The 25,769-nt window shown below is 72.8% G+C and carries 24 protein-coding genes and 1 pseudogene; 9 read left to right on the top strand and 16 right to left on the bottom strand.

Annotated elements, in window-relative coordinates:
* Nucleotides 1-39: 39 nt before the first annotated feature.
* The 4 genes from ACFVYX_RS03405 to ACFVYX_RS03390 all read right to left on the bottom strand — a co-directional run bounded on the left by ACFVYX_RS03405 (nt 40) and on the right by ACFVYX_RS03390 (nt 3,709).
* Entirely contained in the window at nt 40-864 is an 825-nt protein-coding gene (locus ACFVYX_RS03405) for an ATP-binding cassette domain-containing protein (RefSeq protein ID WP_389680033.1), read from the bottom strand.
* Entirely contained in the window at nt 831-1,886 is a 1,056-nt protein-coding gene (locus ACFVYX_RS03400; RefSeq protein WP_389679602.1) for an ABC transporter permease, read from the bottom strand. Before ACFVYX_RS03400 ends, ACFVYX_RS03405 begins: the two co-directional genes overlap by 34 nt.
* Complete coding sequence (locus ACFVYX_RS03395; RefSeq protein WP_389679601.1) at nt 1,883-2,902, bottom strand: sugar ABC transporter substrate-binding protein; 1,020 nt, start codon at nt 2,900-2,902, stop codon at nt 1,883-1,885. The genes ACFVYX_RS03400 and ACFVYX_RS03395 overlap by 4 nt, the downstream gene beginning before the upstream one ends.
* 87 nt (nt 2,903-2,989) lie before the next feature.
* The gene (locus ACFVYX_RS03390; RefSeq protein ID WP_389680032.1) at nt 2,990-3,709 is read right to left on the bottom strand and encodes a GntR family transcriptional regulator; all 720 of its coding nucleotides are present in this window, start codon (nt 3,707-3,709) and stop codon (nt 2,990-2,992) included.
* 140 nt (nt 3,710-3,849) lie between these two features.
* Between ACFVYX_RS03390 and ACFVYX_RS03385 the strand changes: the two genes are divergently transcribed.
* Complete coding sequence (locus tag ACFVYX_RS03385; protein ID WP_389679600.1) at nt 3,850-4,851, top strand: Gfo/Idh/MocA family oxidoreductase; 1,002 nt, start codon at nt 3,850-3,852, stop codon at nt 4,849-4,851.
* 176 nt (nt 4,852-5,027) lie between these two features.
* Here ACFVYX_RS03385 and ACFVYX_RS03380 read toward each other — a convergent pair whose 3' ends face one another.
* The 3 genes and pseudogenes from ACFVYX_RS03380 to ACFVYX_RS03370 all read right to left on the bottom strand — a co-directional run bounded on the left by ACFVYX_RS03380 (nt 5,028) and on the right by ACFVYX_RS03370 (nt 8,122).
* Complete coding sequence (locus ACFVYX_RS03380; RefSeq protein WP_389679599.1) at nt 5,028-6,206, bottom strand: cytochrome P450; 1,179 nt, start codon at nt 6,204-6,206, stop codon at nt 5,028-5,030.
* 41 nt (nt 6,207-6,247) lie between these two features.
* Nucleotides 6,248-6,914 (bottom strand): annotated as a pseudogene (locus tag ACFVYX_RS03375) (response regulator).
* Nucleotides 6,911-8,122, bottom strand: coding sequence for a sensor histidine kinase (locus tag ACFVYX_RS03370; protein ID WP_389679598.1), 1,212 nt, complete (start codon nt 8,120-8,122; stop codon nt 6,911-6,913). The pseudogene ACFVYX_RS03375 and the gene ACFVYX_RS03370 overlap by 4 nt, the downstream one beginning before the upstream one ends.
* A 145-nt stretch (nt 8,123-8,267) precedes the next feature.
* On the opposite strand from ACFVYX_RS03370, the gene ACFVYX_RS03365 reads away from it, so the two are divergent.
* Nucleotides 8,268-8,492 carry a hypothetical protein gene (locus ACFVYX_RS03365; protein ID WP_389679597.1) on the top strand — a complete coding sequence of 75 codons (225 nt, stop codon included), beginning with the start codon at nt 8,268-8,270 and terminating at the stop codon, nt 8,490-8,492.
* 21 nt (nt 8,493-8,513) lie between these two features.
* Here the strand turns inward: ACFVYX_RS03365 and ACFVYX_RS03360 are convergent, their stop codons facing one another.
* The 3 genes from ACFVYX_RS03360 to ACFVYX_RS03350 all read right to left on the bottom strand — a co-directional run bounded on the left by ACFVYX_RS03360 (nt 8,514) and on the right by ACFVYX_RS03350 (nt 10,536).
* Nucleotides 8,514-8,873, bottom strand: coding sequence for a hypothetical protein (locus tag ACFVYX_RS03360; RefSeq protein ID WP_389679596.1), 360 nt, complete (start codon nt 8,871-8,873; stop codon nt 8,514-8,516).
* A gap of 11 nt (nt 8,874-8,884) precedes the next feature.
* Nucleotides 8,885-9,814 carry a DMT family transporter gene (locus tag ACFVYX_RS03355; protein ID WP_389679595.1) on the bottom strand — a complete coding sequence of 310 codons (930 nt, stop codon included), beginning with the start codon at nt 9,812-9,814 and terminating at the stop codon, nt 8,885-8,887.
* A 113-nt stretch (nt 9,815-9,927) separates the two neighbouring features.
* Nucleotides 9,928-10,536, bottom strand: a complete 609-nt coding sequence (locus tag ACFVYX_RS03350) for a dihydrofolate reductase family protein (protein ID WP_389679594.1) — start codon at nt 10,534-10,536, stop codon at nt 9,928-9,930.
* 172 nt (nt 10,537-10,708) lie between these two features.
* Between ACFVYX_RS03350 and ACFVYX_RS03345 the strand changes: the two genes are divergently transcribed.
* Nucleotides 10,709-11,461: an SDR family NAD(P)-dependent oxidoreductase gene (locus tag ACFVYX_RS03345; RefSeq protein ID WP_389679592.1), complete on the top strand. Its 753-nt coding sequence runs from the start codon at nt 10,709-10,711 to the stop codon at nt 11,459-11,461.
* Between the two features lie 314 nt (nt 11,462-11,775).
* On the opposite strand, the gene alc is transcribed toward ACFVYX_RS03345, so the two are convergent.
* Both alc and allB read right to left on the bottom strand, forming a co-directional pair.
* On the bottom strand, nt 11,776-12,894 hold the full coding sequence (gene alc, locus ACFVYX_RS03340) for an allantoicase (protein WP_389679591.1): 1,119 nt from the start codon (nt 12,892-12,894) through the stop codon (nt 11,776-11,778).
* Nucleotides 12,895-12,897: 3 nt separating this feature from the next.
* Nucleotides 12,898-14,232, bottom strand: coding sequence for an allantoinase AllB (gene allB, locus ACFVYX_RS03335; RefSeq protein ID WP_389679590.1), 1,335 nt, complete (start codon nt 14,230-14,232; stop codon nt 12,898-12,900).
* 328 nt (nt 14,233-14,560) lie between these two features.
* Here allB and ACFVYX_RS03330 point away from each other — a divergent pair, with 328 nt between their 5' ends.
* Nucleotides 14,561-15,367, top strand: coding sequence for an IclR family transcriptional regulator (locus ACFVYX_RS03330; RefSeq protein WP_389679589.1), 807 nt, complete (start codon nt 14,561-14,563; stop codon nt 15,365-15,367).
* A 76-nt stretch (nt 15,368-15,443) separates the two neighbouring features.
* On the opposite strand, the gene ACFVYX_RS03325 is transcribed toward ACFVYX_RS03330, so the two are convergent.
* Both ACFVYX_RS03325 and ACFVYX_RS03320 read right to left on the bottom strand, forming a co-directional pair.
* Complete coding sequence (locus tag ACFVYX_RS03325) at nt 15,444-16,112, bottom strand: ABC transporter ATP-binding protein (protein ID WP_389679588.1); 669 nt, start codon at nt 16,110-16,112, stop codon at nt 15,444-15,446.
* Nucleotides 16,113-16,152: 40 nt separating this feature from the next.
* Nucleotides 16,153-17,232 carry an ABC transporter permease gene (locus ACFVYX_RS03320; RefSeq protein ID WP_389679587.1) on the bottom strand — a complete coding sequence of 360 codons (1,080 nt, stop codon included), beginning with the start codon at nt 17,230-17,232 and terminating at the stop codon, nt 16,153-16,155.
* A gap of 112 nt (nt 17,233-17,344) precedes the next feature.
* On the opposite strand from ACFVYX_RS03320, the gene ACFVYX_RS03315 reads away from it, so the two are divergent.
* Both ACFVYX_RS03315 and ACFVYX_RS03310 read left to right on the top strand, forming a co-directional pair.
* Complete coding sequence (locus tag ACFVYX_RS03315; RefSeq protein ID WP_389679586.1) at nt 17,345-18,532, top strand: histidine kinase; 1,188 nt, start codon at nt 17,345-17,347, stop codon at nt 18,530-18,532.
* Nucleotides 18,533-18,535: 3 nt separating this feature from the next.
* The gene (locus tag ACFVYX_RS03310) at nt 18,536-19,162 is read left to right on the top strand and encodes a response regulator (RefSeq protein WP_389679585.1); all 627 of its coding nucleotides are present in this window, start codon (nt 18,536-18,538) and stop codon (nt 19,160-19,162) included.
* Nucleotides 19,163-19,355: 193 nt separating this feature from the next.
* On the opposite strand, the gene ACFVYX_RS03305 is transcribed toward ACFVYX_RS03310, so the two are convergent.
* Entirely contained in the window at nt 19,356-19,688 is a 333-nt protein-coding gene (locus ACFVYX_RS03305) for a DUF5955 family protein (protein ID WP_389679584.1), read from the bottom strand.
* Nucleotides 19,689-19,917: 229 nt separating this feature from the next.
* On the opposite strand from ACFVYX_RS03305, the gene ACFVYX_RS03300 reads away from it, so the two are divergent.
* The 3 genes from ACFVYX_RS03300 to ACFVYX_RS03290 all read left to right on the top strand — a co-directional run bounded on the left by ACFVYX_RS03300 (nt 19,918) and on the right by ACFVYX_RS03290 (nt 23,797).
* Nucleotides 19,918-20,532 (top strand): NTP transferase domain-containing protein, encoded by a 615-nt coding sequence (locus tag ACFVYX_RS03300; RefSeq protein ID WP_389679583.1) that lies wholly within the window; start codon nt 19,918-19,920, stop codon nt 20,530-20,532.
* A 268-nt stretch (nt 20,533-20,800) separates the two neighbouring features.
* Nucleotides 20,801-22,423 (top strand): malate synthase A, encoded by a 1,623-nt coding sequence (gene aceB, locus ACFVYX_RS03295; RefSeq protein WP_389679582.1) that lies wholly within the window; start codon nt 20,801-20,803, stop codon nt 22,421-22,423.
* Between the two features lie 228 nt (nt 22,424-22,651).
* Nucleotides 22,652-23,797 carry a GDSL-type esterase/lipase family protein gene (locus ACFVYX_RS03290; RefSeq protein WP_389679581.1) on the top strand — a complete coding sequence of 382 codons (1,146 nt, stop codon included), beginning with the start codon at nt 22,652-22,654 and terminating at the stop codon, nt 23,795-23,797.
* Nucleotides 23,798-23,905: 108 nt separating this feature from the next.
* Here the strand turns inward: ACFVYX_RS03290 and ACFVYX_RS03285 are convergent, their stop codons facing one another.
* Complete coding sequence (locus tag ACFVYX_RS03285) at nt 23,906-25,693, bottom strand: hypothetical protein (protein WP_389679580.1); 1,788 nt, start codon at nt 25,691-25,693, stop codon at nt 23,906-23,908.
* Nucleotides 25,694-25,769: the final 76 nt, after the last annotated feature.

Genomic DNA, 25,769 nt, shown 5'->3' with positions numbered 1-25,769 from the left:
GTGGGGTGTGCGGGGGCCGTCACATCGGGACGTGCTCCGTCACGTCGTGGAGGGCCTCTCCAGTTCGTGGCGGAGGTCCTCCAGCTCGGTGCCGCCGGCCATCTGCCGGGTCAACTCGTCGAGGGTGACCGAGCCCTTGGTGTGGCTGCCGGCCATCACACCGCGCTTCAGGAGCACGAACCGGTCGCCGACGAGGTAGGCGTGGTGCGGGTTGTGCGTGATGAGGACCACGCCGAGGCCCTGGTCACGGGCGGCGGAGACGTACTTGAGGACCACCCCGGACTGCTTGACGCCGAGCGCGGCGGTCGGCTCGTCGAGGACGAGGACCTTGGCGCCGAAGTGGACGGCGCGGGCGATGGCCACGCACTGGCGCTCGCCGCCGGACAGGGTGCCGATCGGCTGGTCCACGTCCCGCAGGTCGATGCCCATGCGGAGCAGCGCCTCACGGGTGGTGGACCGCATCAGACCGGCGTCGAGCCGCTTGAACGGGCCGGAGCCCCTGGTGGGCTCGGAACCGAGGAAGAAGTTCCGCCAGACCGGCATGAGGGGGACGACGGCGAGGTCCTGGTAGACGGTGGCGATGCCCCGGTCGAGGGCGTCGCGCGGGTTGGCGAGGGTCACCTCCTCACCCTCGACGCGGAAGACGCCGGCGTCGTGCCGGTGGAGTCCCGCGACGATCTTGATGAGGGTGGACTTGCCGGCCCCGTTGTCGCCGAGGACGCAGGTGATCTCGCCGGAGCGGACCTCCAGGGAGACGCCTTCGAGGGCGCGGATGTTGCCGTAGTACTTGCTGACGTCGTCGAGCTCGACGAGCGGGACGGTCCCTGTGGTCACTTGGTGGCCTCCACGCGCTTGCGGATCCAGGCGTTCAGCAGCGTCGCCAGGAGGAGCATCGCTCCCAGGAAGAACTTGAACCAGTCCGGGTTCCACTCGGCGTAGACGATGCCCTTGCTGGTCATGCCGAAGATGAGGGCGCCGACCGCCGAGCCGATGGCGGAGCCGTATCCGCCGGTGATCAGACAGCCGCCGATGACGGCCGCGATGATGTAGATGAGCTCGTTGCCGACGCCTTCGCCCGACTGGACGACGTCGAAGGAGAAGAGCAGGTGCTGTCCCGAGACCCAGGCGCAGAAGGCCACCCCCATGTAGAGGCCGATCTTCGTCCGGTGGACGGGGACCCCGACCGCGCGGGCGGCGTCGGCGCCGCCGCCGACGGCGAAGATCCAGTTGCCGAAGCGGGTGCGGAGCAGGATCCAGGTGGCGAGTGCGACGAGGCCGAGCCACCACAGGACGGTGACCTTGAACTCGACGCCGCCGACGGTCAGCTGCGAGGCGAAGAGCTTCCGGGCGGAGGAGAAGCCCTCCATGTCGGCGATGGTCTTGGTGGAGACGGTGCCGCTGATCAGCTTGGTGAGGCCCAGGTTCAGACCGGTCAGCATGAGGAAGGTGCCCAGGGTGATGATGAAGCTGGGCAGCTTGGTACGGGTCAGCATGAAGCCGTTGAAGAGGCCGATCGCCAGGGTGACGAGCAGCGAGACGCCGACGCCCACCCAGACGTTCGCCGTCATCTGGTAGCTGAACATCGACGAGATCAGGGCCGAGCTGGTGACCATGACACCGGCGGACAGGTCGAACTCGCCGCCGATCATGAGCAGCGCGACGGGGACCGCCATGATGCCGAGGGTGGAGGCCGCGTAGAGGACGGTTCCGAGGCTGGGGGCGCTCAGGAAGCTGTCCGCGACCACCGAGAAGAAGACGAAGACGGCGATCGCGCCGACGAGCGAGCCGAGTTCCGGGCGGGCGAGGAGCTTCCTCAGCGGGGAGGTGCGGAGCAGCCGTTCGTCGACGTGGTCGATTCCGTTCGACGGCGGGGCCGTGGAGCTCATCGGGTGCCCCGCTCCGCGTAGTCGACGAGCTTGGCGGCGTCGTCCTTCGTGATGATCTGGGGGCCGGTGAGGACCGGCTTCCCGCCCCCGAGGACGTCGGCGTTGTAGCGGTACAGCCAGAGCAGGTCGACGGCCTGGTAGCCCTGGAGATAGGGCTGCTGGTCGACGGCGAAGCCGAGGGTGCCGGCCCGGAGGGCGGTCGCGACCTTGGCGTTGAGGTCGAAGGTGTCGACCTCGGCCTTGCTGCCCGCGCTCCTGGCCGCCTGGACGGCGGCGTCGGCGAAGGGGGCGCCGAGGGTGACGACGGCGTCCAGGTCCTTGTCGGACTGGAGCTTGGCCTCGATGGACGCCAGGACGTCGGGCATGTTGGTGCCGTCGACGTACAGGTTCACGAGTTCGCCGCCGAAGGTCTTCTTCGTTCCGGCGCAGCGCTGCTCGTGGCCGACGTTGCCCTGCTCGTGCAGGACGCAGAGCGCCTTCTTCCTGCCCCGCTTGTCGAGCTCCTCGCCAACGGCCTCGCCCGCGACGGTCTCGTCCTGGCCGATGTGGGTGAGCGCGCCGTACGCCTTGGACTGCTCGGCGCCCGAGTTGACGGTGATCACCGGGATGCCGGCCTTGACGGCCTTCTCGACGGCGGCCTTCATGGCGTCGGGCTTGGCGAGGGTCACGATGAGACCGTCGACGCCCTTGGAGACGTACGAGTCGATCAGCTGCGCCTGTTCCTTGCCCTCGTCGCTGTGGGCGTACAGGAAGTTGATGTTGTCCTTGGCGGCGGCCTGCCTGGCACCGTTCTGGACGATGTCCCAGAAGGTGTCGCCGTCACCGGAGTGGGTCACCATGGCGAAGGTCCAGCGGGGGGTGTCGACGGCCGCCCGGCCCTGGGCCGCGGCGGCCTTGCGGGCGTCCTCCGCCCGCTTTCCGCCGGTGCTGCTGCACCCCGCGAGCGCCCCTGTGAGTGTGAGCGCGAGCACGGCGCCGATGACGGCGCGTACCCCTCCGGTCCGAAGCCTGGTCACGAGGCGGTGCCCTCCTTTGTGTCCTTCTGCGTGCATTGCAGTATCGGTCATGCGGGTCGTGGCGCCGGTCAGGGGGGCCTTCCAAGGCTACGGACGGACCATCAGCTGGAACTCGAAGGAGTAGCGGGCGGCCCGGTAGAGGTGGGATCCGCGCTCGACGGCCCGGCCGGTGTCGTCGAAGGTGACGCGTTCCATCGTGAGCAGCGGGGCGCCCTCCGGTTCGTCGAGCAGCGCCGCCTCGGCGGCGGTCGCGGCGCGGGCGCCGACGGCCTGGCGGGCGCTGTGCAGGGTGAGCGCGGCGGAGCGGAGCATCCGGTAGAGGCCGGTGGTCTCCAGGCGCTCGGTGTCCGGCTCCACGAGCCCGGCCGGCAGGTGGTTGCGCAGATACGCCAGGGGCTCGCCGTGCGCGGTGCGGAGCCGTTCGAGGTAGCGCACCTCGCTGCCCTCCGGTACGCCGAGGGCGGCCGCGACCTGGACGGTGGCGGGGACGACGCGGTTGACAAGCACCCGGGTGGCGGGGAGCTGTCCCGCGGCGTCCAGGTCGTCGTAGAGGCTGCTCAGCTCCAGCGGGCGGCGGACCGTACTGTGCACGACCTGGGTGCCGATCCCCCGGCGGCGGACGAGGAGGCCCTTGTCGACGAGGGTCTGGATGGCCTGACGGACGGTGGGCCGGGAGAGGCCGAGGCGGGTGGCGAGGTCGATCTCGTTGCCGAGGAGGGTGCCCGGTGTCAGCGTCCCGTCCGCCACGGCGTCCTCCAACTGGCGGGCCAGCTGGAAGTAGAGCGGGACCGGGCTGCCACGGTCCACGGAGAGCGGGGGCAGGGACGAGCCGGACTGCTTGGGCACGGGGGGAGCGTAGCCCGGGGCGCTGAGGACGGGAAGCCGTGTACGTCCTGTTGTCCTGACACATCCTTGACACCGGGAAGGCACGCCTCCACGGTGGGGCCATGCGCATCGGACTCATCGGTACGGGACGGATCGGGAGTTTCCACGCGGGAGTGCTGGCCCGCCACCCGGAGGTCACGTCGCTGGTCGTGGCGGACGCGGACGCCGCCCGGGCCGCCGGGGTCGCGGGGGCGCTGGGCGCGGAGGCGGCGCCGGACGTGACGGAGCTGTTCGGGCACGCCCTGGACGCGGTGGTGATCGCGTCGGCGACGGCCGCGCACGCGGAGCTGATCGCCCGGGCGGCGCGTGCCGGGCTCCCCGCCTTCTGCGAGAAGCCGATCGCCCTGGACGTACCGGGGACGCGGAGCGCGCTCGCGGCGGTGGCGGAGGCGGGGACCGAGCTCCAGCTCGGGTTCATGCGGCGCTTCGACGCGGGGTACCGGGCGGCCAGGGAGGCCGTGCGTGCGGGGCGGCTCGGCCGGCTGCACACCGTACGGGCGGCGACGTCCGACCCGGAACCGCCGCCCGCCGCCTATCTGCCGCTGTCCGGCGGTCTCTTCCGGGACTGTCTGGTGCACGACTTCGACATCGTCCGCTGGGTGACCGGCCGGGAGGTCGTGGAGGTGTACGCGACGGGCTCGGACGCGGGGCCCGCGATGTTCCGGGAGGCGGGGGACGTGTCCGCGGCGGCGGCGCTCCTCACCCTGGACGACGGCACGCTGGTGACGGCGACGGCGACCCGCTGCAACGGCGCGGGGTACGACGTCCGCATGGAGCTGGCGGGCGACCGGGACCAGATCGCGGTGGGTCTGGACGACCGCACCCCGCTCACCTCGGTGGAGCGGCGGGGGCCGGCCGCGCCGGGGAAGCCCTGGCCGGGGTTCCTGGAGCGGTTCGCGCCCGCGTACGAGGCGGAGCTCGACGCCTTCCTCCGGCTGGTGCGCGGCGAGGCGGACAACCCGTGCGACGGCCGGGAGGCCCTTGAGGCGCTGCGGATCGCCGAGGCGTGCGAGCGCTCGCGCCGGGAGCGGCGTCCGGTACGGGTGGAAAGGACCCCCGGGTAGGACTCACGGGCCGGCGGTCACCACCGGGCACGGCGGCTCGCGATCGCCACCGCCCGCCGGCCCGGAGTCACCACCGGCCACGGCAGGTCACGTCCGCCACCGCCCGCCTGCCTGCCTGCCTGGAGTCCCACCCGCCACGGCAGGTCACGTCCGCCACCGCCCGCCGACCCGGAGAGTCACCACCGGACCGGAAGGTGGCGGACGCCGCGCATGAGGAGGCCGGGGAGCCACTCCCAGGGCGGGCCCTCGGGGTCGAGTTCCAGGCGGGGGAAGCGGTCGAGGAGCGTCCGGAGGGCGATCCGGCCCTCCAGGCGGGCGAGCGGGGCACCCAGGCAGTAGTGGATGCCGTGGCCGAAGGCGAGGTGGCCGCGGGTGTCCCGGCGGATGTCGAAGCGGTCGGGTTCGGGGAAGCGGGCCGGGTCGCGGTCGAGCGCCCCGATGGCCACGAGCACGCTCTCCCCCGCCGGGATGTCGGTGCCGCCGAGGGTGACGGCCTCCCTGGTGAAGCGGAAGGTGCTGGTCTCCACCGGCCCGTCGTACCGCAGGGACTCCTCGATCGTCGCGTCGAGGAGGCCGGGGTCGGCGCGCAGGGCGGCGAGCTGCCCCGGGTGGGTGAGCAGGTTGCGGACGGTGTTGGAGATCAGGTTGACGGTGGTCTCGTGGCCCGCGATGAGCAGCAGGTACGCCATGGCGCGGAGTTCGGGCCCGGAGAGCCGGTCGCCGTCCTCCGCGCGGGCGGCGATCAGGCCGGAGAGCAGGTCGTCGGCGGGTCCCGCGGCCCGCTTGTCCTCGATGAGTCCGTCGAGGTAGCCGCCGAAGCCCTTGAGGGCCTCGTCGATGCCGGTGACGTCGCTCGGGGTGACGAGCTCGGCCGACCAGCGGCGGAAGGTGTCGCGGTCCGCCGCGGGGACGCCGAGGAGTTCGCAGATGACGGTGATCGGCAGGGGGTACGCGTAGGCGTCGACGAGGTCGGCGCGGCCGGCCGGTTCCATCGCGTCGGCGAGCTCGGCGGTGAGCCGCTCGATGCGGGGGCGCAGGCTCTCCACCCGGCGGCCGGTGAACTCGCCCGCGACCAGGCGGCGCAGCCGGGTGTGGTCGGGGGCGTCCGCGCCGAGGAGGTGGACGCCGATGATGTCCTCTTCCGACGGCCGTACGCCGATCACGGAGGGCGACTTGGCGAGCCGGGGGTCGGCGAGCGCCGCGCGCCCTTCCTCGTGACCGACGACCAGCCAGAGCCGGTAGCCGTCGGGGAGCCGCACCGGGTGGACGGGGCCGGCCTCACGGAGCCGCGCGTAGAAGGGGTACGGGTCGGAGGCGAAGTCCCCGCCGTACTCCCCCAGTTCGATGTCGGACATCGACGCAGCCTAGCCGACCCGCCGCGGGGTGTTCGGGTGGATCAGGCCGGGTCGTCCTCGTCGAGGAGGCCCGCGTCATGGACGAGCAGGGCGATCTGGACGCGGTTGTTGAGGCCGAGTTTGGCGAGTACGCGGCTGACGTGGGCCTTGACCGTGGGGACGCTCATGTACAGCCGGGCGCCGATCTCGGCATTGGAGCGGCCGTGGCCGACGGCGACGGCCACCTCCCGTTCCCGGGCGGAGAGTTCGGTGAGCCGGTCGGCGGCGGCGCGCCGGTGTTGTCCGGCCTGTCCGTGCTGTCCGTGCTGTCCGGCGACATGGGTCATGAGCTGGCGGGTGACGGCCGGGGAGAGCACCGGGTCCCCGCCGGCGACGCGGCGGACGGCGGCGAGGATCTCGGCGGGCGGGGTGTCCTTGAGGACGAAGCCGGCGGCCCCGGCCCGCAGGGCGCGCAGCACCTGCTCGTCGGCGTGGAAGGTGGTGAGGACGACGACCTCGGGGGCGTTCGGTGGCGGTGAGCCCGTCCACCAGGGGCATGCGGATGTCCATGAGGACGACGTCGGGGGCGAGGCGGGCGACGAGTTCGGGGACCTCGCGGCCGTCGGCGCCCTCGCCGACGATCTCCAGGTCCTCGGCGCCGCCGAGCATGAGGGTGAGGCCCGCGCGGACCAGGGGGTCGTCGTCGACGATGAGCAGCCGGATGGTCATGCCGGCCACGGTAGCCATACGTGGAGGCTGAATCCGCCGTCGGGGTCGGGACCGTGCTCGAGACGGCCGCCGGTGAGGGCGGCGCGTTCGGTGAGTCCGATGAGGCCCTGGCCGGAGCCGGGGACGTGCGGGACCGGTCCGGCGGGTGCGGGGTTGTGGACGCCGACGGTGAGGCCCTCGCCGGGGCGGCCCCGCACGGTGACGGTGACCTTCGTGCCGGGGGCGTGCTTACGGGCGTTGGTGAGGCCCTCCTGGGCGATGCGGTAGACGGTGCGGCCGGTGGCGGCGGGCACGGTCGCCGGGTCGTCCACGGTGGTGTCGAGGACGACGTCCGTCCCGGCCTCGCGGGATTCGTCGATCAGTGCGCCGAGGGTGGCGAGGGTGGGCTGCGGCCGGTCGCCGTCGCCGTTCTCGCCGGGCGCCCGGAGCACCCCGATGATCTCGCGGAGGTCCTGGAGGGCTTCGTGGGCGCTGTCGCGGATGACTCCGGCGGCGCGGGCGATCTGCTCGGGAGGGGCGTCGGGCCGGAACTCCAGGGCTCCGGCGTGGACGCTGAGCAGGGTGAGCCGGTGGGCGAGGACGTCGTGCATCTCGCGGGCGATGGACTCGCGGGCGAGCCGCTGGGCCTGGGCGGCGCGCAGCTCGGCCTCGGCCTCGGCGCGGCGGGCGCGTTCCCTGAGGGCCTCGACGAGCTGGCGGCGGGAGCGGACGAGCATGCCCCATGCTGTGACGAGCAGGACGAGGACGAGACCGATGCCGATGGACAGACCGGCGTTGATGGTCGGGTCGGGCCGGACGAACACCTGGACGGTGGAGGCGGCGGCGGCGAGCGCCCCGAGCCAGGCGACCTCACGGAAGGGACGGCGTACGGCGACGCTGAACAGGCTCGCGAGGACGGCGCCGCCCGCGACCGGGGCCACCACGCTCACCAGGGAGAGGGCGATCGCGAGTCCGGCGGGCCGGCGGCGGCGCAGCCAGAGGGCGCAGCAGGCAGCGGCGCCGGCGAGCTGGTCGAAGAGGATGACCGGCTCGCTGCTGTAGTCCGCGGCGGCGTCGGCGGCGACGAGGCCGACGAGGGCCGCGAGGAGGAAGAGCGCGGTGTCGACGAACCAGTCGCGGGCGGTACGACGGAGCCGGGCCGCCCCGTTCCCGCCCGGTTCGACCAGGTGGGAGGGGAGCAGCCGGTGCTGCCGGTCCGTACGAGTCATGTCCGCAATGTACGCAGCCGGGGGCGCCGGGCGGGCATGAGCGGGCCGGGACGGTACCGAAGTCGCGGAGGTCTGTACTTCGGTAGTGGTGACCGTGGACGGGAGGCGGACGCGGTCGGGCCTGCGCCCCGGTGATGATCACCGCATGAAGAAGTTCATGGAGGTCACCGGTTTCCTGCTCGCCCTCTTCGGTGTGGCGGGGGTGGTGCGCGAGCTGACGGACGGCTGGTTCCGGCTCCTCGGCGTGACCCGGTTCCTCACGGAGAACGTGGGGTTCCTGGAGGGCAGGGAGGTGTTCGCCAACATCGTGATCGCGGTCCTCGGCGTCGTGATCCTGATCGTGTCGGACCGGGTGCCGAGGAAGTCCTGAGCGGCCCGCCCGTGTCGGGGGTCAGTCCCTCGCCGCGTTGAGGCGGGTCACCTCGGCGAGGTGCTCGGCCATCCGGTGGGAGACGGATCCGCTGGTGAAGAGGACGCCGCCGATGACGGCGACGGGCACGGACGCACCAAGGACGGCGAGGAGTTCGGGCCAGTCGCGCTCGTTGACGCAGCGGCTGTCGCTGTTGTGGAGGTTCTCGCTGGTGAACCGGGAGGTGCACTCGCGGCTGTACTCGCCGCTCTGGTAGGGCGTGAGGAGGAGCACCGCCAGCCAGATCCACAGGAGTGCGGCCACGGCGAGGAGTCCGAGCCCCCATGCCTGGGTACGGCGGGCCCGGGCACGGAAGTCGATGTCGTACGGCAGTGAACGCATGGGGCAGAAACCTATCGGGCGTCCCGGTCCGCGGCGCGGCGGCCCCAGCTCGTTCCCGCGAGGACCAGCACGGCGCCCGCGACACCGACGGCGCCGGGCCGGTCGCCCGCGACGGCGATGCCGGCGGCGGCGGCCCAGAGCGGTTCCGTGCCGAGGAGGAGGCTGACCCGGGACGGGGAGCTGCGGCGGACCGCCCACATCTGCACGAAGAAGGCGAAGAGCGTGCAGAAGACGGAGAGGAAGAGCAGCGCCGCCCACTCGCGGGGGCCGAAGTCGAGGGCCACGGCCCAGGGTGAGGCGCCGGTGCCGGGGAAGGCCGCGATGACGGCGAAGACGGCGACGGCGGAGCCGAGCTGCACGGTGGTGAGGGAGAGCGAGTCGGCCGACGCGACCGCCTTGGTCCGGGACATGACCAGGACGTGGACGGTACGGGCGACGGCGGCGAGCAGCATGAGGAGGTCGCCGAGGGAGGGGGTGGTGAAGCCGCCGCCCTGGGTGAGGAGGACGACGCCGGTGACGGAGAGCGCGGCGGCGGCGACGAAGGCGCGGGACGGCGGGACCCTGGTGACGGCGGCCTCGGCGAGCGGGGTGAGGATCATGGTGAGGCTGATGATCAGGCCCGCGTTGGTGGCGGAGGTGTGGACGACGCCGTAGGTCTCCAGGAGGAAGATCCCGCTGAGGATCAGCCCGAGGGTCGCCGCGCCGCGCCACTGCGCCGCGCTGAGCGCCCGCAGCTTGGACCAGCCGGCGACGACGAGGACGGGCAGCACCACCGCGAACCGCAGCACGAGGACCGCGATGACGGTGTGGGTGGTGGTGATGCCCTTGGCCGCGAGGTAGCTGGCGCCCCAGACGACGGCGACGAGCAGGACGGGCAGGTCGGTGAGCCAGGCGCGGCGCGGGGCGGCGAGGGACACGGGGGCGGCGATCGAAGCCGACATGGGGGCCGTTCTCCAACTCTTGCGGCGGGGTGGAGACTTCGACGGCTCGCACTCGGAGCGATCACCGTACCCGGCGGGGCCCGTGGTGGCTACACCTTTCCGCTGCCTCCGTGTCAGTAGCTGCCGTACTCGGGGCGTCCCGCCCGCTCGTACGTGAGGAGGGCGACGCCCGATCCCGTGGTGCTCGACGCGGTGTTGCGGAAGGCCGCGGGGCGGACGCCGTCGGAGAAGAGACGGCGGCCGGTGCCGAGGACCACCGGGAAGACGAGCAGGTGCAGGGTGTCGATCAGGTCGTGGTCGAGCAGGGTCCGGGCGAGGCCGCCGCTGCCGTGCATCTGGATCTCGCCGTCGACGCTCTCCTTGAGGTCGGCGACCTCCTTCACCACGTCGCCGCGCAGGAGCGTGGTCCCGGTCCAGTCGGCGGAGTCGAGGGTGGTGGTGGCGACGTACTTGGGGAGGGCGTTGAGCTTGGAGGCGATCGGGTCGTCGGGGTCGTCGTGCTGGGGCCAGTAGCTCGCGAAGATCTCGTACGTGCGGCGGCCGAGGAGGAAGGCGGTCGGGCGGGTGAAGACCTCGTTCATGTACTGCCCGAAGTCCTCGTCGCCGAACGGCACGGACCAGCCGCCGTGCTCGAAGCCGCCGGTGGGGTCCTCCTGCGGGCCGCCGGGGGCCTGGTGGACGCCGTCGAGGGTGAGGAACTGGGTGAGGCTGAGGGTGGCCATGGTGGGTGCCCTTTCTGTTCTCCGGACCATCGTGTCCTGGAAGCTCCGACCGCGCCGCCGGACGGAACTCATCGGTCTCCGGGTCGGCGTCCGATACCCGCCAGCGCCGGGCCGCCCCACCGACTTTCATTGAACCCGCAACCACTTGATGACTTCTCACGGAGGTTCCGGGATGTCCACGACGAACAGCACGATGAACGGCACGGCGGTTCTGGTGACGGGCGGCAGCAGGGGGATCGGCGCGGCCACGGCCGTGCGTCTGGCCCGTGAGGGCGCCGACGTGGCCTTCACCTACGTCCAGGACGAGACGCGGGCCAAGGAGGTCGCCTCGCTGATCGAGGCGGCCGGACGCAGGGCGCTCCCCCTGCGGGCCGACGCGGCCGACGCCGGGGACGCGGCGGGAGCCGTGAACTGGGCGGCGGACGCGCTGGGACGGCTCGACGTCCTCGTGAACAACGTGGGTGCGGGGGTCCTCGGCCCGCTGGAGTCCCTGACCCTCGCGGACGTCGACCGGGTCCTCGCGGTCAACGTCCGGGGCGCCTTCCTCGCCTCGCAGGCCGCCGCCCCGCGTCTGCCGGAGGGCGGGCGGATCATCACGATCGGCACGTGCATGACCCAGCGGGTACCGGGTCCTGGCGGCACGCTGTACACCACGAGCAAGTCGGCGCTCGTCGGCCTCACGAAGGCACTCGCCCGGGAGCTGGGCGGACGCGGCATCACGGCCAACATCGTCCACCCCGGTCCGATCGACACCGACATGAACCCGGCGGACGGGCCGTACGCGGAGGGCCAGGCGGCGATGACGGCGCTCGGCCGTTTCGGCACCCCGGACGAGGTGGCCGCGATGGTCGCCTTCCTGGCGGGCCCGGAGGGCCGGTACGTGACGGGCGCGGAGTTCGCGGTGGACGGCGGACACGCGGCGTGAGCCGGGTGGCACGTCCGGGGCGGGGACGTGTGCGGGCGTTGACGCCCGACGCCGGCCAGGAGCGCGCCCGCCAGGTAGGACCCGGCGAGTGAGCCGAAGGGGCGCGCCGGGGGAACAGGGTCGAGCGCGCGGAGGCCCGTGAGGAACGAGCGGGTCGAGCACGGTCGGCCCTGTTCCCCCGGCTCCAGCGCCCCGGAGGCGAACCGAGCCCCAAAAAAAGGGGGCGCCGCGAGGGCGCACCGGTGCTGTCGGGTCGGTGCGCCCTCGCGGGCCGGGGCGGGGTGTCGTGCCCGCCCGGTTCTCGGGGAGTCGGGTCAGCCGCCCAGCTCCTGGTGGCGGGCGGTCAGCCGCGCCGTACCGGCCTCCGTGAGGGAGCCGAAGAGACGGAGGCGGGAGATGCCGCCGTCCGGGTAGATGTCGATCCGGACGCGGGAGCCGACCGCCGGGTTGTCCAGGACGAAGCGGTGGTTGGTGTCGGGCTGGAGGCGGGTCCGGGGCAGGATCTCGGTCCATTCCTCGGAGCCCTCGGCGGCGACGGAGAGCGCGGCCCAGCCGGCGCTGTTGCCCTTGAGGTACGCGGTGTCGATCTCGACGGCACGGATCTCGGACTCGGCGGCCAGCTGGTAGCGGATCCAGTCGTTGCCCTTGTCACGGCGGCGGCGGGTCTCCCAGCCGTCGTCCATCTTGCGGGAGCGGCCCGGCTGGATGGTGTTGGTGGCCGGGGAGTAGAAGCGGTCGGAGGCGTCCTCGACCTGGCCGCCGTTCTCCAGGGCCGCGAGGTCGAAGGTGCCGAGGACGGCGAGCCACGCGGGGTCGGGGGCGACCTCGCCGTACACGCGGAGGCGGGCGATGCCGCCGTCGGGGTGCTGGTTGACGCGCAGGTGGGTGAAGCGCTGCTCGATGTCGACGGCGAAGCCGTTGGCGGCGTGGCCGCCGACGGCGGTGCGCGGGACGAGCGTCGTCCACTTCACGTCGTCGGCGAGGAGCTCCTCGGGCGAGGGCGAGCCGGCGACGGCGGCGGCCTCGACGGAGACGGCCTGCGGGTAGTTGCCGCGGAAGTGGGCCGTGTCGACGACGATGCCGCGGACGACTCCGGGCGCACCGAGGCGTACGAGGGCCCAGTCGTGGTCGTCCTCGGTGGGGTGCGGCTGCCGGGCGGAGATTCCGCGGCGGCGGCGGGTCTCCCAGCCGTCCATGATCTTGCCCTTGTGGCCGAAGTGCTCGGGGTCGAACTCGGCGGCCTCGGGCTTGAGCAGGTTCTCGCGCTCCGCGAAGAACTCGTCGTTGGCGGCGATGACGCCGGCGCCGAGGCGGCGGTCGGCCAGGTCCGCGTACCGGGTGAAGGGGAAGTCGGCCGTGCGGTAGTCGGCGTACGGGTCGCCGCCGCCGTAGGGGCTGGCGTCGCCGGTGAAGGAGGGTATGCCGGTGCTCACGGGTCAGTTGTTCCTTTCGAGGAGGCGGCCGGTCGGCTCGGCGAGGGTGCCGTGGTCGACGATGCGCTCTCCACGCAGCCAGGTGGAGGTGACGACGCCGTTGAGGGTCTTGCCCGCGTAGGCGGTGATCCGGTTGCGGTGCTGGAGCTCGGCCGGGTCGACGGTGAAGGTGGCGTCGGGGGCGAGGACGGCGAAGTCGGCGTCGCGGCCGGCTTCGATGGCGCCCTTGCGGGTGAGTCCGGCGAGCCTGGCCGGGCCCTCGGACATCCAGCGGACGACGTCCTCCAGGGTGTGGCCGCGGCGGCGGGCCTCGGTCCAGATGGCGGGCAGGCCGAGCTGGAGGGAGGAGATGCCGCCCCAGGCGGAGGCGAAGTCGGGCGTCTTGAGGTCGGCGGTGGACGGGGAGTGGTCGGAGACGATGCAGTCGATCGTGCCGTCCGCGAGCCCCTGCCACAGCGCGTCCTGGTTGGCGGCCTCCCGGATGGGCGGGCAGCACTTGAACTCGGTGGCGCCGTCCGGGATCTCCTCGGCGGTGAGCGTGAGGAAGTGCGGGCAGGACTCGACGGTGATCTTGACGCCCTCGGCCTTGGCGGCGGCGATGAGCGGCAGCGCGTCGGAGGAGGAGAGGTGGAGGACGTGGACGCGGGCGTTCAGCCGGCGGGCCTGGTTGACCAGGTTCTCGATCGCCGTGTTCTCGGCGTCGCGGGGCCGCGAGGCGAGGAAGTCTGCGTACGCGCCGCCCGGGCGCTGGGGTGCGGCGGCGAGATGGTGGGGGTCCTCGGCGTGCACGATCATGAGCCCGTCGAAGCCGGAGATCTCGGCGAGCGAGGTCGCCAGCTGCTCCTGGTCGAGCTCGGGGAACTCCTCGACGCCGGACGGCGAGAGGAAGCACTTGAAGCCGAAGACGCCGGCGTCGTGGAGGGGCCGCAGGTCCTTGACGTTGTCGGGCAGGGCGCCGCCCCAGAAGCCGACGTCGATGTGCGCCTTGGCGCGGGCGACCTCCTGCTTGGTCCGCAGGTTCTCCACCGTGGTGGTGGGGGGAAGCGAGTTGAGGGGCATGTCGAGGAGCGTGGTGATGCCGCCGGCGGCGGCCGCGCGGGTGGCGGTCCAGAAGCCCTCCCACTCGGTGCGGCCGGGGTCGTTCACGTGCACGTGGGTGTCGACGAGTCCGGGCAGGACGACGTCGTCGCCGACGTCCTCGAGCCGGGCGCCGGCGGGTACCTCGGCGTCGTACGGCAGCACGGCCGCGATCGTCCCTCCGGAGACGGCGATCGACGCCGGGCGCGTCCCCTCGGGGGTGATGACACGCGTCGAGCGCAGGACCAGGTTGACGTCCACCCGTACCCCTTCTTCAAGCACTGCGGCAATATTTCAACGAACTGTTGAAAGGGAGTGTTCACTTCCGGCCGACATGTCGTCAAGGGCACACTTCCAGCATCGGGCGCCGACGAAGCAGGCTTGGATGTTTCCACAAAGTGGAATCGGAATTCCGTACAGTAGAACGTAGCTCCGCACATGCGGGGCGGGCCCCGGGCCCCGCCGGGCCCGCGCCGACACCGGACAAACACCCCCTGACCGGCCCGTACGCCGGCACCGGGGCCATGTGCCCCGGCCGGGGGCCCGGTAGGCTGCAGCCTTGCCCGCCTGCCTCGAAAGGACCGTTGACGTGCCGACGTCCAGCGCCAGCACCACCGACGCCGCCAAACCCGCCGCGAGCGGGGGCGTCCAGTCCCTTGAGCGTGCCTTCGACCTCCTGGAGCGGATGGCCGACGCCGGGGGCGAGGTCGGGCTGAGCGAGCTCTCCGCCAGCAGCGGACTCCCGCTCCCCACCATCCACCGTCTGATGCGCACCCTGGTCGCCTGCGGCTACGTGCGCCAGCAGCCCAACCGGCGGTACGCGCTCGGCCCCCGGCTCATCCGGCTCGGCGAGTCCGCCTCCCGCCTCCTCGGCACCTGGGCCCGCCCGTACCTGGCGCGGCTCGTCGAGGAGACCGGCGAGACGGCGAACATGGCGCTGCTCGACGGCGACGAGATCGTGTACGTGGCACAGGTGCCGTCCAAGCACTCGATGCGCATGTTCACCGAGGTCGGCCGTCGCGTGCTGCCGCACTCCACCGGTGTCGGCAAGGCGCTCCTCGCGCACACCCCGGCGGAGGAGGTCCGCGCGCTGCTCGCCCGTACCGGCATGCCGGCCGCGACCGAGAAGACGATCACCACGCCGGAGGGCTTCCTCGACGCGCTCGTCTCCGTCCGCGAGACGGGGTACGCGGTCGACGACAACGAGCAGGAGATAGGGGTCCGCTGCCTCGCGGTGTCGGTGCCCGACTCCCCCACCGCGGCCGCGATCTCCATCTCGGGTCCGGCGGGCCGGGTCACGGAGGCCGCCACGGAGAAGATCGTCCCGATCCTCCAGGAGGTCGCCCGCGAGCTGTCGGCGGCCCTGGCGAACACGGCGGGGAACGGCGGGAGCTGAGCCCCTCCCGCCGTTGTCGACAGTCGTCACCGGACGACGGCGGGAGCTGATCCCCTCCCGCCGTCGTGGCCAGTCGTCACCGGACGAGCCGGCCGTCCCGCACCGTCACCACGTGGTCCGCTCGGGCGACGTGGGTCCGGTCGTGGGTGACCAGCACCGTCGCCGTGCCCCGCTCCACCGTCAGCGAGGCCAGCAGGTCCATGACCGCCGCCCCCCGCTCGTGGTCGAGCGCGCTGGTCGGCTCGTCGACGAGGAGCACGGACGGCTCGTTCATCAGGGCCCGCGCGATGTTCACCCGCTGCCGCTGACCGCCCGACAGCTGGTGCGGCCTGCGCCGGGCCTGGTCCACGAGGCCCACCGCGTCGAGGAGTTCCAGGGCCCGGCCCCGTACCGCCTTCGGCGTACGCCCGGACAGATGGGCCATCACCTGGAGCTGCTCCACCGCACTCAGCGAGGGCAGCAGGTTGGGCTGCTGGAAGACGATCCCGATGTGCTCGCGGCGCAGCTCCGCGCGGGCGGCGGGGGTGAGCGGCCCCGTGTCCGTACCGGCGACGACGACCCGGCCCCGGTCCGGGGTCACCAGGGTGGCGGCGACCGCGAGCAGGCTGGACTTGCCCGAGCCCGAAGGGCCGACGACCGCCGTGAGCGTACCGGCGGGGACGGTGAGGGAGACGTCGTCGAGGGCGGTGAGGCGGCCGTCCCCGTCGGGGTAGGTGAGGGTGACGGCGTCGAGGACGAGACTCATGGGGTGCTCCGGAGCGGGGTGACGGCACAGAGGGCGGGATTCATCGGGCGCTCCCGAGGGCGGTGAGCGGGTCGACGGAGGTGATCCGCCGGATGGAGAGCGCCGCGCCGAGCACACCGAGGACGATGATCACGGCGGCCGGGCCGAGGACGGTGAGCGGTTCCAGGAGGAACGGCACGTTCCCGCCGCTGACCAGGGCCCCGATGCCGACGGCGAGCGCGGTGCCGAGCAGCGTGCCCGCGCCGAGCATGAGGACGGCCTGCCCGAGGGCGTCCCTGAGGAGGTACGGGGTGGAGGCGCCGAGCGCCTTGAGGACGGCGACGTCACCGCTGCGCTGGATGGTCCAGACGGTGAAGAAGGCCCCTATGACCAGCGCGGAGATGACGAAGAGGAAACCGCGCATGAGCTGGAGCGAACCGTTCTCGGCCTGGTAGGACCCTATGGCGGTGAGGGCCCCGTCGACGGTCCGCGCCTCGGTGCCGACGGCCTTGTCACCGGCGGCCCAGTCGGTCCCCCCGGCCCCGCGCAGCGCGATGACGGTGGCCTGTTCCTGGGTGGTCGTGCCGCTGTGGCCGAGTCGCTGCCAGTCGTCGAGGGAGGTCCACACCACGGGGGTGTGGCTGTACGAGGCGTCGCCCGCGACCGCCGCGACGACGAGCTCCAGAGGCCCGAGACGGACGGGGTCGCCAGGGGTCACGGCCAGCTCCTCGGCCGCCGACTCGGAGAGGACGGCCTTCCCGGCTCCGGGGTCCGCGGGTGCGAGCCCGGCCCCCGGCTCGGTGCCGAAGGCGGACACGGCGGCGGTACGGTCTCCGGCGGCGGCGTTGAGGGTACGGATGCCGAGCGGTGCCGCGGCTGTCACTCCGGGCCGCTCCGACCAGCGGCGCCACTGCTCTTCCGTCACCGTCGAGCTGGTGAAGGAGACCGACTGTCCGGACGGCGGCGCCGCGAAGGCCAGCCGGTCGGCGGGCAGCCCGGTGATCGCGGAGATGTTCTCCCGCGCGAGCCCGGCGGTCAGCCCTGACAGCAGCCCCACGAGCAGGGTGATCAGGACGATCACGGTGCCCATGAGGGCGAATCGCCCCTTGGCGAATCTGAGGTCTCTCCATGCCACGAACATGCTGACCAGAGTGGTCCGATCGGTGCCCGGCGGGCATCGCGCCACGGATGGCTCCGTAATCAATCTTTCGGTTGAGTCCGGATTGTCGCCCGGTGTCTACGCTGGAGGGATCATGGATCCCCGAGCCCTCACCCCCGCCCTGCGCGCGCTGCGCCTCTGTCTGCACCTGCTGATGGCGGGCCTGCTCACGCTCGCGGCGGTACGGGCGGACTCGGCCGCGGGGACGGCGCTCGCGGTGGTGACGGGAGCGGTGTACGCGGCCGGTTCCCATCTGCCGTCGGTACGGAGGTCACAGCGGGCGGCCGCCGTGTGGCTGGGGGTCCTGGGCGCGTCCTGGCTCGCGCTGCTCTGGCAGACCCCGGAGGCGCTCTGGGTGGCCTTCCCGCTCTACTTCGTACAGCTGCATCTGCTGCCCGCACGCTGGTCGCTGCCGGTGGTGGCGCTGACGGCTGGCGCGGCGATCCTCTCGTACGTGGGGCACGGCGCCGCCCTCAATCCGGGCGTGTTCATCGGGCCGCTGCTCGGCGCGGCGGTCGCGGTGGCGACGGTCCTCGGCTACCAGGCGCTCTACCGGGAGAGCGAGCGGCGGCGCCGGCTCATCGAGGAGCTGATCACGACGCGGGCGGAGCTGGCGACGGCGGAGCGGCACGCGGGGACGCTCGCGGAGCGGGAGCGTCTCGCGCGGGAGATCCACGACACGCTGGCGCAGGGTCTGTCCTCGATCCAGCTGCTGCTGCGGGCAGCCGAGCGGGCACTGCCGCCGGGCTCCCCGGCCGCCGGCCACATCGACCGGGCGCGCCGGGCGGCGCAGGACAACCTGGCGGAAGCGCGACGCTTCGTCCGCGCGCTGTCACCGCCGGACCTGGAACACGGGTCCCTGGCGGGGGCACTTGAGCGGCTGTGCGAGCCGGGGGCCGGATCAGGTACGCACGGGCCGGGTGACGCCGGGCCCCGGGTCCGCTTCTCGGTGAGCGGGACGCCGGTCGAGCTGCCGACGCCGTACGAGGTGGCGCTGCTGCGGATCGCGCAGTCGGCGCTCGCGAACACGGTCAGGCACGCGGCGGCCTCGCGGGCGGAGATCACCCTGTCGTTCATGGACGCCTCGGTCACCCTGGACGTGGTCGACGACGGCAAGGGTTTTGATCCCGCCTCCGTACGCCGTCCCTCGTCCGACGGCGGTTTCGGGCTTCCGGCGATGCGCTCGCGGGCGGAGTCGCTGGGCGGCACGTTCACCGTGGAGTCCGCACCCGGCCAGGGCACGGCGGTCGCCGTGTCCCTCCCTCTCCCCGCTGGAGTCTGAGCCATGACCATCCGTCTTCTCCTGGCCGACGACCATCCGGTCGTACGGGCGGGCCTGCGCGCGGTCCTCGACACGGAACCGGACTTCGCCGTCGTCGCGGAGGCCGCCACCGCCGAGCGCGCGGTGGAGCTGGCCGGCGCCGGGGGTGTGGACGTGGTCCTGATGGACCTGCAGTTCGGCTCCGGGATGCACGGTTCCGAGGCGACGGCGGCGATCACGGCGGCGCCGGGCGGGCCGAAGGTGCTGGTCCTGACGACGTACGACACGGACGCGGACATCCTGGCGGCGGTGGAGGCGGGCGCCTCCGGCTACCTCCTCAAGGACGCGCCGCCGGAGGAGCTGGCGGCGGCGGTGCGGACGGCGGCGGCCGGGCAGTCGGCCCTGGCTCCGGCGGTGGCGCACCGGCTCATGGACCGGATGCGGACCCCGGCGGAGGCGCTGACCAAGCGCGAGCTGGAGGTGCTCCAGCTGGTGGGCGAGGGCCTGTCGAACCAGCAGATCAGCAAGGTCCTGTTCCTGAGCCAGGCGACGGTGAAGTCCCATCTGGTGCACATCTTCGCGAAGCTGGGCGTGGACTCGCGCACGGCGGCGGTGGCGACGGCCACGGCACGCCGGCTGATCAGACGGTAGGTCCCGGCCGATCGAGGCGGCGGGCTCCGGCCGTTCGGGGCGGCAGGTCCCGGCCGATCGAGGCGGCCGGCTCCGGCCGTTCGGGGCGGCAGGTCCCGGCCGATCGAGGCGGCCGGCTCCGGCCGGTCAGGCAGCGGTCCCCGGCCGGTCTCGCGCGGGTCTTCCGGACAGGCAGCCCGTGGTCCGAGACCGGTCAGGCGGCGGGTCCGGTGTCCGGGGCGGGCGGCGGCCCGAAGAGTTCGACGGCGTGGCGGACCGCGGCGAGCCCCTCGGCGAGGGCGCTGACGGAACCGACGGAACCGGCCACGAGCAGCAGCGAGCGGCGCAGCCGCCGTACCTCGGGGGCGCCGCTGAGTGCCATCGCGTCCAGGGCGGCGAGCTCGTCCTCGGCGATGCCGCGATCGGCGAACTCCACCCGGTGGGCGGCCAGTTCGCGCCGCAGCCGGGACACGGCCAACCGCAGTTCGGCCACCCTGGGGTCCACGCCCTCGCCGGTCACTCGCCTCTGCCCCACGCTTCGCAACACGGTTCTCCCCCTCGCACCACACTGTGCGCAGAACGCCGTACTCCGAACACACCGACCACATCACCCACACCGCGCACCACAGACCGCGCGGACCGAGACGACCCGGCGGACGGTGGCCGGGCGCCGCGAGTCGCGGGCCAGTTAACTCCTTCGCCACCCCGGCGCGCCACCCTTGGTGGACGGAATTCAGGCGACCGTGTCATTCCGCCTGATGCGGTATGCACTCCCCATGACAACTGCGAAGGATCGAACCCCCGTCGTCGCCGGTCTGCTGCTCGCCGCCGGGGGCGGGCGGCGGCTCGGAGGGCGGCCCAAGGCGCTGCTGTCCCATCGGGGGCGGCCCCTGGTGGAGCACGCGGTGGGGGTGCTACGCGCGGCCGGTTGCGAGGTGGTGCATGTGGTGCTCGGCGCGTCGGCCGGTGCCGTGCGGGAGCGGGCCGAGCTGCCCGGCTGTGTGCTGGTGGACAACCCGGACTGGGCGGAGGGAATGGGGTCCTCGCTGCGGGCGGGGCTGGTGTCGCTCGCCACCGATCCGCGCGGGGTGGACGCGGCCCTGGTGCTGCTCGTCGACCAGCCGGGCATCGGGAGGGAGGCGGTGGCCCGGGTGCGGGCGGCGTACGGCTCGCGGGAGACGCTGGCGGCGGCCTCGTACGGCGGGGAGCGCGGCCATCCGGTGCTGTTCGGGGCCGGGCACTGGGCGGGCATCGCCGAGTCGGCGGTCGGCGACCGGGGTGCGCGGGACTATCTGGCGGCGCACCGGGATGCGATCACGCCGGTGGACTGTTCGGATGTGGCCGAGCCGTACGACATCGACACGGAGGCGGATCTGGCCCGTCTGGAGTGAGGGGCGTGAGCGGGGCGCGAAGGGGGCATGAGCGCGGCGTACACGGCCTGGCACCGAGCGCCACGTTCCCTCGATCCAGAGAATCTCGACATCAACAAACCATTGAACTTCCACCATGAGGAAACTAGTATCCACTGTTCAGAAGCGCCTGCTCGTACAGAAGGCGCTTGCGGCCGTATCTCGGCGCCTGCGGCACTCCGTGCCGTCCCGCGACGCCCGGCGGCCGCCTGGCACCGCCCGTGAAGTCCGCTGAAGGAAGTGACAGTTCATGTCCGCACCAGCGCCGTCCCCCCTGGCCGTCGTCGATGCCGAGCCCCTGCCGCGTCAGGAAGAGGTGCTCACCGAGGCCGCCCTGGCCTTCGTCGCCGAACTGCACCGGCGGTTCACCCCGCGCCGGGACGAGCTCCTCGCCCGCCGGGCGGAGCGCCGCGCCGAGATCGCCCGTACCTCCACCCTGGACTTCCTGCCGGAGACCGCGGCGATCCGCGCCGACGACTCCTGGAAGGTCGCTCCGGCCCCGGCGGCCCTGAACGACCGCCGTGTCGAGATCACCGGTCCGACCGACCGCAAGATGACGATCAACGCGCTGAACTCCGGCGCCAGGGTCTGGCTCGCCGACTTCGAGGACGCCTCGGCGCCCACCTGGGAGAACGTCGTCCTGGGCCAGCTCAACCTGATCGACGCGTACACCCGGAACATCGACTTCACCGACCCCCGCTCGGGCAAGTCGTACGCCCTCAAGCCCGCCGGCGAGCTCGCCACCGTCGTCATGCGGCCGCGCGGCTGGCACCTGGAGGAGCGTCACCTCACCTTCGACGGACGGCCGGTGCCGGGTGCGCTGGTCGACTTCGGCCTGTACTTCTTCCACAACGCGCAGCGCCTCATCGACCTCGGCAAGGGCCCGTACTTCTACCTGCCGAAGACGGAGTCGCACCTGGAGGCCCGCCTCTGGAACGAGATCTTCGTCTTCGCCCAGGACTACGTCGGCATCCCGCGGGGCACCGTCCGCGCCACGGTCCTCATCGAGACCATCACGGCCGCGTACGAGATGGAGGAGATCCTCTACGAACTCCGCGAGCACGCCGCCGGGTTGAACGCGGGCCGCTGGGACTACCTCTTCTCCATCGTCAAGAACTTCCGTGACGGCGGAGCCAAGTTCGTCCTGCCGGACCGCAACGCGGTCACGATGACGGCCCCGTTCATGCGCGCGTACACCGAACTCCTCGTGCGCACCTGCCACAAGCGCGGCGCGCACGCGATCGGCGGCATGGCGGCGTTCATCCCGTCCCGCAGGGACGCCGAGGTCAACAAGGTGGCCTTCGAGAAGGTCAAGGCCGACAAGGACCGCGAGGCCGGCGACGGCTTCGACGGCTCCTGGGTCGCCCACCCGGACCTGGTGCCGATCGCGATGGCCTCCTTCGACGCCGTCCTCGGCGAGAAGCCGAACCAGAAGGACCGCCTCCGCGAGGACGTCTCGGTCGCGGCCGGCGACCTGATCGCCATCGACTCGCTGGACGCCAGGCCCACGTACGCCGGTCTGGTGAGCGCGGTGCAGGTCGGCATCCGCTACATCGAGGCGTGGCTGCGCGGCCTGGGCGCCGTCGCCATCTTCAACCTGATGGAGGACGCGGCCACCGCCGAGATCTCGCGTTCGCAGATCTGGCAGTGGATCAACGCGGGTGTCGTGTTCGAGAACGGCGAGACGGCCACCCCCGAGCTGGCCCGGAAGGTCGCCGCCGAGGAGCTGGCCGCGATCCGCGCCGAGATCGGCGAGGAGGCCTTCGCGGCCGGCAAGTGGCAGCAGGCGCACGACCTGCTGCTCCATGTCTCCCTCGACGCGGACTACGCGGACTTCCTGACGCTCCCCGCGTACGAACAGCTGGTCGGCTGACCGCACAGCGGCCGAACAGCTCACTGAAACAGGGCTCTGCCCCCGGTGCTCGCACAGGCACCGGGGGCAGAGCCCTGTGGCGTGCCTGGTGCGCCACAGGGGACGTGACGCAACCGAGATATGCAGCTACCTAGCGGTAACAAGCCAGTGCGTGCGAGATTCCGCCATGCCACCGGCCGGCGGCTGTCCCCCACGTCACTGCGCACCGCATACCGCAGGAGCACAGCCATGCCTTCGACCCCCCACCGCGCACTGCGCGCGTTCCTGGCTCTGTGTACCGCCGCCGGGCTCGCCTCCGTCGCCGTCCCCGCCGCCCAGGCCTCCCCCGGCAGCGGGCCCACCGCCGTCGTCACCATGGGCGACAGCTACATCTCCGGCGAGGCCGGCCGCTGGCTGGGCAACAGCCTCACCAACTCCGGCAGCCGCAACGGCACCGACCGCGCCTGGACCGGCAGCGGCTACGACCCTTCCCGGGTGTACGGAAGCACCGCGGGCGGCTGTCACCGCTCGGACACCTCCGAGGTGAAGAGCGCGGGCCCGATCGCGAGCTCCCTCATCAACCTCGCCTGCTCCGGCGCGACGACGGAGAACGTCTTCCGCGCCTCGCGGGGCGGCGTGGCCTTCAAGGGCGAGGCCCCTCAGGCCGACCAGCTGGCGGCCGTCGCCGCCTCGCACGACGTCGAGCTGATCGCGCTCTCCGTCGGCGGCAACGACCTCGGGTTCGCCGACATCATCACCACCTGTGCGACCGACTACATCGTCTGGTACTCGTACTGCCACGACGACCAGCAGGCCGAGGTCGACGCGAAGATCGACGGGGTGATGGCGGACGTCGGCAAGTCCGTCGACGAGATCCGGGCGGTCATGTCCGCCGCCGGATACGGCTCCTCCGACTACCGGATCGTCCTTCAGTCGTACCCCTCCCCCATTCCCCGGGCCGCCGACAACCGCTACTCCGAGAGCGGCTGGTCCCGCACGAACACCGGCGGCTGCCCCTTCTGGAACGCCGACTCCGACTGGGCCCGCGACTCCCTCGTCCCGCAGATCGCCAACCGCCTCAAGGGCGTCGCGGCGGCCAAGGGCGTGCAGTTCATGGACCTGCGCGACACGCTCCAGGGGCGTGAGGTGTGCGCGAAGGCGAGCCGCCAGGTGACCTCGACCGCGCCCGCTTCGGGGACGACGAGCGAGTGGGCGCGCTGGATCGACAGCCAGAGCACCCAGGGGCTCGTCCAGGAGTCCGTGCACCCCAACGCCTACGGCCAGCAGGCCCTCGGCCGCTGCCTGGCCCTGATCCACGCCCGCCCCACCGGCAACCACAGCTGCCGCAACACGGCGGGGTCGGGACCGTCGGGGATGTACCTCACGGCGGGGTGAACACAGGGGTCATGACGGGCTGAGGCTCATGATGACGGGCTGAGGCTCGTCATGACAGACCGAGGCTCGTCACGACGGGGCTGAGGCTCGTGGCGACCGGGCTGAGGATCACGACGGGACGAGGCCGAGCGGGCCGAGGACCCGCTCCGTCTCGTGGCGGTCCGCCGCGGTCATCGCCCGTACCAGGGCGGCGGACCCGCCGGGCCACGTGGCGGCCGCCGTGTCGAAGGCGGTACGGCGGGCTTCCAGGGGGCCCTTCTTGGCGGGCAGCGCGTCGAGGATGTACAGGGCGCGCGCCGAGGTGCCCACCTGGATCAGGTCGGACGGTTCGCCCCGCAGACGCAGGGCCTGGTGGGCGTACGCGCCGATCACCGGGTCCCGCAGGGCCCCGCGCAGGGCGTCGGCCGGGGCGGCGGCGGTGTCGAGGGCGGTGAAGAGGCCCCGGACGGCCGCCGCGTCGGAGGTCCCGGCGTGCACGGTGCCGAGCGCGGTGAGCAGCTGGGACCAGGCGCCGGCGGTGTCCACGCGCGCGTGGAGCCAGTCGGCGAGGACGCGGGAGGCGGCACAGCCGGGCCAGCCCGCCGCGGCGGCGACCAGCTCGGGGGCCGCCCACTCCCGGACCTCGGCGGCTCGGGGCGCGGCGATCCCGCGGACCCGGAGCAGATACCGCACGGCGCCCGCGCCGCGGGGGGTGAGCCCGAAGGCGTCGCCCGCGCGGAAGACCAGGCCGGTGGCGGCGAGCCGGTCGACGACGGCGGCCAGGTCGCGGGCCGGGCCTTCGAGCCCGGCCCGGTCGGCCTCGGTCGGCCCGGTCGTTCCGAGGAGCCGGACGAGCTCGGGCAGCGGCGGCAGCGCGTATCCGTCGGACGCCTCGGCCGGCACCGGTACGGGCAGGTCCTCCAGGTCCGGGTCGACGGACCAGTCCTCGTACTCGGCGGCCTTGCGGGCGATGGACTCGGCCGAGCAGCCACGCCGGTAGACCACGTACAGGAGATGCGGAGCCTCCCCGCCGTACGGCTCGAACTCCTCCTCCGCCAGTTCCTCGACGGCGGTGATGAGGGTGTCGGCGTCCTCCTCGACGGGCCCGGAGTCAATCGCGGGCGGCGGGGGTACGGGGCAGGCGATGTCGCCGTAGTGGTCGAGGTGCTCGTCGAGCAGGGCGTCGGCGAGCACGAGGTGGGGGAAGGCGTCGGGCCCCGGCGCGAACCGCGCGTACGGTCCGGCGAGCTCTTCGGCGAGACCTGCGGCGGTCCACCGGTCCTGGAGCGCCGCGGCCACCTGGCCGATGCCCGTCGCGACGGCGTGATCGGTGAGCAGCGGCCCCGCGGGTGGCGGCTCCTCGGCGTCCCGTACGTACGCGCGTGTGAGGGCCTCGGCGAGGACGACGTCCGCGAGCGCCGTACGCCCCATGAGATCGGCCCGGTGCACCCCGTCGGGCAGCGGGGCGCCGTCGAGGGCGGGGAGCCGGCGCCGGACGTCCTCGGGGTCGCTCAGGTCGGCGCCGCAGGCCCGCAGCAGGGAGGCGTACCAGCGGTGCCAGGTGAGGTTCCCCGGGTCGCACATGGCCCGCTCGAAGTCGGGCCCGGCCTCGTCCACGACGGCGGCGACCCGCTCGCGCAGCTCCCCGTCGAACCGTCCGGCCAGTTCGCCGAGGACGGCCGGATAGGCGTTCAGCTCCCCTGGTGCCGCGTACACGAACGCGGGCAGGTCCTCGACCAGCAGCTGCCGCACGAGCGCGGGCGTCGGCTCGGGCAGTCCGCTCACCCGGTCGGCTCCCCGGAGGGCGAGCAGTCCCAGGACCGCCTCGGCGGCACGGACGAAAACGGGATCGCGGCGCTCGGGCGCTCCGTCGAGGAAGCTGTCGAGCCCGGTGTTGGTGAGAACGGTCTCGGCCACGCTTCCCAGGGTAGTTCGGCGGGGACGAATCGGGCGTACGACGCAGGCGGGGCGGGGCGCGGAATCACAGGCGTCT

The organism is Streptomyces sp. NPDC058326, from assembly GCF_042879855.1.
GTDB lineage: Bacteria > Actinomycetota > Actinomycetes > Streptomycetales > Streptomycetaceae > Streptomyces.
This window is presented reverse-complemented; position numbering and strand designations above follow the sequence as displayed.